The sequence below is a fragment of the Luteimonas sp. 8-5 genome (assembly GCF_029763755.1).
Lineage (GTDB): Bacteria > Pseudomonadota > Gammaproteobacteria > Xanthomonadales > Xanthomonadaceae > Cognatiluteimonas.
The window spans coordinates 1-5,997 of record NZ_JARUVM010000154.1 but is presented as its reverse complement, the minus strand read 5'-3'; the positions used below and the strand labels follow the sequence as shown (position 1 = coordinate 5,997).

Below are 5,997 nucleotides of genomic sequence, written 5' to 3'. Positions count from 1 at the left end.
GTTGCCTTGCCGGCGCCGGAAGCGCCGGCCGGAGGCGGCGTGCCGCCCTCGACCTGGCCGGGACGGAACGCGAGCATGCGCAACACGGCCATCTCGAAACCGGCGCGGGCGCTGGGCGCATACGGCAGGTCTCGGCGTGCGTTGAGGGCCATCTGGTACCAGAGCTGGACCAGCTCGGGGCGGGTCGCGGCGGCGATCGCATCGATGTCCACGCCAGCGCCGTCTACGCCGGCGCCCGGCACCAGCTGCCGCACCTGGACGTGGTGCAGGGCTTCGGCCAGCGCGTCGAGCACGCTGTTCCAGTCGGGCGCGAACTCGGCCAGCGTCGCCACCTCCTGCAACAGCAGCGCGCCATCGCCCGCGGCCAGCGCGGACAGCAGCGCGCCGATGCGCGAGCGGTCCACGCTGCCCAGCATCGCCGCCACGCCCGCATCCTCGAGCTTGCCGGCACCGGCCGCGGCGCCGGTGTAGGCCAGGGCCTGGTCGAGCAGCGACAGTCCGTCGCGCAGGCTCCCGTCCGCGGCCCGGGCGATCTGCCGGATGGCACCGGGATCGGCGGCGATCTGCTCGGCATCGAGGATCTTCGCCAGCTGGCCGGCGATCTGGTCCTCGTCCAGGCGCTTGAGGTTGAACTGCAGGCAGCGCGACAGCACCGTGACCAGGAGCTTTTCAGGGTCGGTGGTGGCGAACAGGAACTTGACGTGCTCCGGCGGCTCCTCGAGCGTCTTCAGCAGCGCGTTGAACGCCGGCTTGGACAGCATGTGCACTTCGTCGATCAGGTAGACCTTGTAGCGGCCGCGCGAGGGCATGTACTGCGCGCTCTCGATCAGGTCGCGGACGTTGTCCACGCCGGTGTTGGAGGCGGCGTCGATCTCGAGCAGGTCGATGTAGCGGCCGGCATCGATGGCCTGGCAGGTCTCGCACTCCCCGCAGGGCTCGGCCGAGGTGCCGCGCTCGCAGTTCAGGGACTTGGCGAAGATCCGGGCGATCGTGGTCTTGCCGACGCCACGGGTACCGGTGAACAGGAAGGCATGGTGGACGCGGCCGGTGTCCAGGGCGTTGGCCAGGGCACGGACCACGTGCTCCTGCCCGACCAGCTCGGAGAACCGCTTCGGGCGCCACTTGCGGGCTAGGACGAGATAGGACATGGCCCATTCTGACATGACCGGGTAGAATTGCCGGCCCTGAATGGCGCCTGCGGGCGGCATGAACGGGTCCAGCGGAGAGGTGTCCGAGTGGTTGAAGGAGCACGCCTGGAAAGTGTGTAAGCGTCTAAACCGCGCTTCGGGGGTTCGAATCCCCCTCTCTCCGCCAAGCTTTGCACAGCAAGTCTCCATGGTGGCCCCGTCGGCCCCTCGCGACGCTAGGTCGAAAACCCCGCCAGGGCCGGAAGGCAGCAACGGTATCGATCGACGCGGGCGCCGAGGCAAGTTGGCGGGGCCATCGCCATTTCAATCTCAGGTCGCGGCAGGAATCGCCTGCTGCACTGCCAGCGTGCGCGGGTCGCCGGCACGCCCGACCACGGCAAAGCCATACCCGTTCCGGTACCAGTAGCGCAACGCGAGGCCATCGTCGCGGCGACTGCCGCGCGCATCGGCGAAGCGCGTGCTCGGGCGCACGTAGAAGCTGATCCGTCGTCCTTCGGCATCCTGGTACATCAGCATCGCCGCGGCACCTTCGGGCGTGGCGAGCATGCGTCCGCCAAGCAGCGCGAAACCGTAGGGCTGGAGGTCGGGCAGCGCCATCGGCCGACCCAGGCGTGCCGACAGCCACGCCTGCAGTTCCTCGCCACGAGCGGCGTCCATCTCGACCGGACGACTGCGATCGGTGGCGAATATGCGGTATGCGGCTATGGCGTCTTCCATCGGCGGCGCGGCAGCCGCGATCCGCGCGGACTTTGCCTGCCAGCCGCCCACGCCGCCCAGGCCAAGCGCGAGCACCAGCGAGGCGCACAGCACGAACCGGTGTCGTATCCGCTTGCGGCGATTGCGCCGGATCGAGGCCGGGTCCAGCCGCGGATTCGGCGGCAACGCCAGGCCACCGGCCAGCGCCGCGCGCAGTTCACGATCGACATCCGCCTGCGAAGTGTCGTCATCGGGAGTCTGCTCGTTCATCCGATCCTCCGTAGCCGGGCGCCACCGGGTTCGTCGCCGGTGAGCTTGCGATACGCGGCACGCGCACGATGCAGCCGCGACATCACGGTGCCCACCGGCACGCCCAGCGCGTGCGCGGCTTCCTCGTAACCCAGTCCCTCCACCACCACCACAAGCAGTACCGCCCGGTGATCGACGGCCAATGCAGCGAACGCCTGCAGCGACGACCGCGCCACGAAGGTGTCCTCCGCCGATGGCACGGTGGTGCCCGGCTCGGCACCGAATGCCTCGAGCACCCGTCGCCAGCGTCCCGCGCGCCGGCACTGGTCGAGGAACCTTCGGTGCAGGATCGAGAACAGCCAGGCTTTCAGGCCGGCGTCGCCTCGATAGGTGGACCAGCGCGACAGCGCCCGCTCCACGCTGGCCTGCACCAGGTCGTCGGCATCGCTTGGGTCGCGCACCAGCGTCAGCGCGAACCGCCGCAGCGATGGCAACAGTGCGCGCAGTTCGTCGTCGTCGATCGCATTCATGGAGGATGAAATCCTTGCCGTGTCCTGGGTACGACGCGCGAGGGCGGCGTTTATTCCCGTGGAATAAGCCGCCGTCCCGGACGTCCAACTGTCATCGAACGCCACGCAGGAGCCACGATGACGCCTCCCACCCCGCCACCGCAACCACCACGGCCATTCCGCACGATCGCCCGCCTGGCCCTGATCGCGTTCACCGTCGGCACGATCGGCCTGGCCTTTGCCTGGACCGCCGGCTGGCTGTCTCCCGCACGCCTTTCCGGAGCCGACGTGGCCGATGTACTCGAGCAGCACAACGGCGAGCACCCCGGGTTCCGGCGCGCCCACGAGAAGGGCACGTGCGTCATCGGTCATTTCGACAGCAACGGCCGCGGCCAGGCACTGTCGAAAGCCGCGGTGTTCGCGCCCGGGCGCACGCCTGTGTTCGGCCGCTTCGCGCTGGCCGTGGGTTCGCCATATGCCCCCGACGGCGTGCCTGCGCCGCGCAGCCTGGCCCTGGACCTGACGGCCGCCGACGGCAGCACCTGGCGCATGGCAATGAACAGCGTGCCGCTGTTTCCCGTTGGCAACGTACGCGATTTTGTGGCGTTGCAACGGGCAACAACCCCGGATCCGGTGACCGGAAAGCCCGCCCGCCAAAAGGTGGCCGCATTCTTGGCCGCACACCCGGAGACCCGCGCCTTCAATGCGTTCATGGCATCGCGCCCGATTCCATCGAGCTTTGCCAACGGTAGCTACCACTCGATCAACGCCTTCCGTTTCATCGCCGCAGACGGCGTCGCGCGCGTGGTGCGCTGGTCGATGCTGCCCAAGGCCGCCTTCACCGCGCTCGACCGCAGCCGTTTCGATGCGCTCAACGAGCGTGACCGCGACTTCCTGTTCAACGACCTGGCCGCACGCCTGCGGCAGGGACCGCAGCGTTGGCACCTGGTGGTCACCCTGGCCGCCGCCGGCGACCGCAGCGACAACGCCACCATCCAGTGGCCGGAGACGCGCGAACGCGTCGACGTCGGCGTGCTGGTGATCGAGCAGGCGCTGCCAGAATCAGCCGGCCCATGCCGCGACATCACCTTCGATCCGCTGGTACTGCCATCGGGCATTGCCGCCTCCGACGACCCCTTACTGGCGGCCCGTTCGGCCGTCTACGCCGCTTCGCTGCGACGGCGCTCCGGCGAAGGAGCTCCGCGATGAAGACGCCGGGCAATCGCTTCGACCCGAAGGCGCGCCTGCTGCACTGGCTGATGGCGCCGCTGGTGCTGGCGATGCTGTTCATCGGCATCGGCATGGTGTCCACGACGTCGACGGCCTATGCGCTGCTGCTTGCCATCCACAAGCCGCTGGGCGCCATCCTGCTGGTACTGGTGCTGTTGCGCATCATGGTGCGGCTGCGCCATCGGCCGCCGCCGTTGCCCGCCGACATGCCGCGCTGGCAACAACGCGCCGCCCTGCTGTCGCACTGGCTGTTGTATGCGTTGCTGCTGGCGATGCCGCTGGTGGGCTGGGCGATGCTGTCGGCGGCGGGCTATCCGGTGGTGATGCCGATCGCGCCGCACGACCCGGCCTTGTTCGCATGGCTGCGCAGCGCGCATCATTGGCTGGCGTTGTTGCTGTTCGCCGTGATCCTGCTGCACCTGGCAGCCGCGCTGTTCCACGGACTGGTCCGGCGCGACGGTGTGCTGTCGAGCATGGCGTCGTGGCAACGGCGCGAGGACGACTGAGGAGTCCAGCATGTCGAGGAGCCTGCCATGGCGGTCTCGCTGAAGCGGGCCTACGAACCACCTTTGGATGCGGACGGCACGCGGGTGCTGGTCGATCGGCTGTGGCCGCGCGGGGTGACGAAGGCGAAGGCCGCGATCGACGTCTGGTTGAAGGACGTGGCGCCATCGACGCAACTGCGCAAATGGTTCGGACACGATCCCGAGCGCTGGGTCGAATTCCAGCAGCGCTACCGCGCCGAGCTCAAGGGCAGTCCTGTCTTGGCCGAGCTGCGCAAGCTCGCGCGCCAGGGGCATGTCACCCTGGTGTATTCGGCGAAGGACGAACTGCACAACGATGCGGTGGTGCTGGCAAAACTGCTGCGCAGGTGAGCCGGGTTCAGTCCGGATGCAGCCAGCCGGCATCGCCTTCGACGTAGCGTTCGTGCTTCCAGATCGGCACGCGCGATTTCACTTCATCGATGATGTGGCGGCAGGCGGCGAATGCGGGCTCGCGATGGGCAGCGGTCACGCCGACCCAGACGGCCAGTTCGCCGATGGCCAGGTCGCCGGTGCGATGCACGCAGGCCGCATCGAGGATGTCGAACCTGGCCATCGTTTCGGCGAGGATCGCCTCCCCTTCGCGCAGCGCCAGCAGCTCGTAGGCCTCGTAGCGCAGTCCATGCACGCTGCGGCCGTCGTTGTGGTCGCGCACCCAGCCTTCGAAGCTGGCGTAGGCGCCGACGCGCGCGTCGAGCAGGCCCGCACGCAGCGTGGCGGTGTCGAACGGAGTCGGCGACAGCGCGAAGCGCGGCATTCAACCCCCCGACACGGGCGGGATGAAGGCGACTTCGCAGCCGTCGCGCAACGGATCGGTCCATTGCGCGAACGCGCCGTCGACGGCCACGCGCAGCCGTTCGCGCGGCATGGAGAAGCCGTGCCTTGCCTGCAGCGAGGCATACAGGCCCGTTGCATCGACGGCGGGCGTCTCGACCGTCTCCTCCGCAGTACCGACCGCATCGCGCAGGCTGGCGAAATAGAGCACCTTCACCTTCATCGCGCCTGCCGTCATCGGGCCCGCTCGCCGAAATCGCGCTTGCCGCCGCGCTTGCCCAGCAGCTTCGCCGGGCCGAGCACGATCGCGTGCGACAGCGCCTTGCACATGTCGTAGACGGTCAGCGCGGCGACCGTCGCGCCGGTCAGCGCTTCCATCTCCACGCCGGTGCGATGGGTGGTCTTCACCGCGCACTCGATCCGCAATTCACGTTCGCCGTGCCAGGCGATCGCGATCCGGCAGCCTTCGACCGGCAGCGGATGGCAGAAGGGAATCAGCTCGTGGGTGCGCTTGACCGCCATGGTGCCGGCCACGATCGCGGTCTCGACGATGCCGCCCTTGGCGCTCTTCAGGCCGCTGGCGCGCAATTGCGTCGCCACCGCCGCCGGGAAACGCACCCGGCATTCGGCGACCGCTTCTCGCGCGGTCGCCGGCTTTTCCGAAACATCCACCATCGCCGGCATGCCGTGCCTGTCCAGGTGCGTCAGTTTGCCCTTGCCCGCCATCAGCCCCCCACCAGGAACATTTCCACCCGCCGCCGCGACCGCGCCTCGTCGCTCGTGCGCGCGGCGCTGCGCAGTTCGCTGTAGCGGTCGTCGCGCGCGCGCCACAGCGCCGCGACCCGTTCG

At 68.9% G+C, this 5,997-nt stretch carries 9 protein-coding genes, 1 tRNA gene and 1 other RNA gene; 5 read left to right on the top strand and 6 right to left on the bottom strand.

The annotated features are described in order from the left end of the window. Positions 1–1,148 (bottom strand): DNA polymerase III subunit gamma/tau (gene dnaX / locus QAA18_RS12405; protein ID WP_279413364.1); only part of this gene is annotated, 1,148 nt, incomplete at its 3' end. 73 nt (positions 1,149–1,221) lie between these two features. Between dnaX and QAA18_RS12400 the strand changes: the two genes are divergently transcribed. After that, positions 1,222–1,314: transfer RNA gene (locus tag QAA18_RS12400), tRNA-Ser, on the top strand. A gap of 30 nt (positions 1,315–1,344) precedes the next feature. After that, an RNA gene (gene ffs, locus QAA18_RS12395) (signal recognition particle sRNA small type) lies at positions 1,345–1,441 on the top strand. Positions 1,442–1,457: 16 nt separating this feature from the next. Here ffs and QAA18_RS12390 read toward each other — a convergent pair. Together QAA18_RS12390 and QAA18_RS12385 are read right to left on the bottom strand one after the other, a co-directional pair. After that, positions 1,458–2,114: an anti-sigma factor gene (locus QAA18_RS12390; protein WP_279413362.1), complete on the bottom strand. Its 657-nt coding sequence runs from the start codon at positions 2,112–2,114 to the stop codon at positions 1,458–1,460. Then, positions 2,111–2,623 carry a sigma-70 family RNA polymerase sigma factor gene (locus tag QAA18_RS12385; RefSeq protein ID WP_279413360.1) on the bottom strand — a complete coding sequence of 171 codons (513 nt, stop codon included), beginning with the start codon at positions 2,621–2,623 and terminating at the stop codon, positions 2,111–2,113. Before QAA18_RS12385 ends, QAA18_RS12390 begins: the two co-directional genes overlap by 4 nt. 117 nt (positions 2,624–2,740) lie before the next feature. Here QAA18_RS12385 and QAA18_RS12380 point away from each other — a divergent pair, with 117 nt between their 5' ends. The 3 genes from QAA18_RS12380 to QAA18_RS12370 are packed head-to-tail and all read left to right on the top strand — an operon-like array spanning position 2,741 to position 4,707. Continuing rightward, the gene (locus QAA18_RS12380) at positions 2,741–3,811 is read left to right on the top strand and encodes a catalase family peroxidase (protein ID WP_279413359.1); all 1,071 of its coding nucleotides are present in this window, start codon (positions 2,741–2,743) and stop codon (positions 3,809–3,811) included. Continuing rightward, positions 3,808–4,338 carry a cytochrome b gene (locus tag QAA18_RS12375; RefSeq protein ID WP_279413357.1) on the top strand — a complete coding sequence of 177 codons (531 nt, stop codon included), beginning with the start codon at positions 3,808–3,810 and terminating at the stop codon, positions 4,336–4,338. The genes QAA18_RS12380 and QAA18_RS12375 overlap by 4 nt, the downstream gene beginning before the upstream one ends. Positions 4,339–4,365: 27 nt before the next feature. Next, positions 4,366–4,707, top strand: a complete 342-nt coding sequence (locus QAA18_RS12370; protein ID WP_279413356.1) for a DUF488 domain-containing protein — start codon at positions 4,366–4,368, stop codon at positions 4,705–4,707. 7 nt (positions 4,708–4,714) lie between these two features. Here the strand turns inward: QAA18_RS12370 and QAA18_RS12365 are convergent, their stop codons facing one another. The 3 genes from QAA18_RS12365 to moaC are packed head-to-tail and all read right to left on the bottom strand — an operon-like array spanning position 4,715 to position 5,874. Beyond that, positions 4,715–5,131 (bottom strand): molybdenum cofactor biosynthesis protein MoaE, encoded by a 417-nt coding sequence (locus QAA18_RS12365; RefSeq protein ID WP_279413355.1) that lies wholly within the window; start codon positions 5,129–5,131, stop codon positions 4,715–4,717. Next, positions 5,132–5,386, bottom strand: a complete 255-nt coding sequence (moaD, locus tag QAA18_RS12360) for a molybdopterin converting factor subunit 1 (protein ID WP_279413352.1) — start codon at positions 5,384–5,386, stop codon at positions 5,132–5,134. Further along, positions 5,383–5,874, bottom strand: a complete 492-nt coding sequence (gene moaC, locus QAA18_RS12355) for a cyclic pyranopterin monophosphate synthase MoaC (protein WP_279413350.1) — start codon at positions 5,872–5,874, stop codon at positions 5,383–5,385. The genes moaD and moaC overlap by 4 nt, the downstream gene beginning before the upstream one ends. Positions 5,875–5,997: the final 123 nt, after the last annotated feature.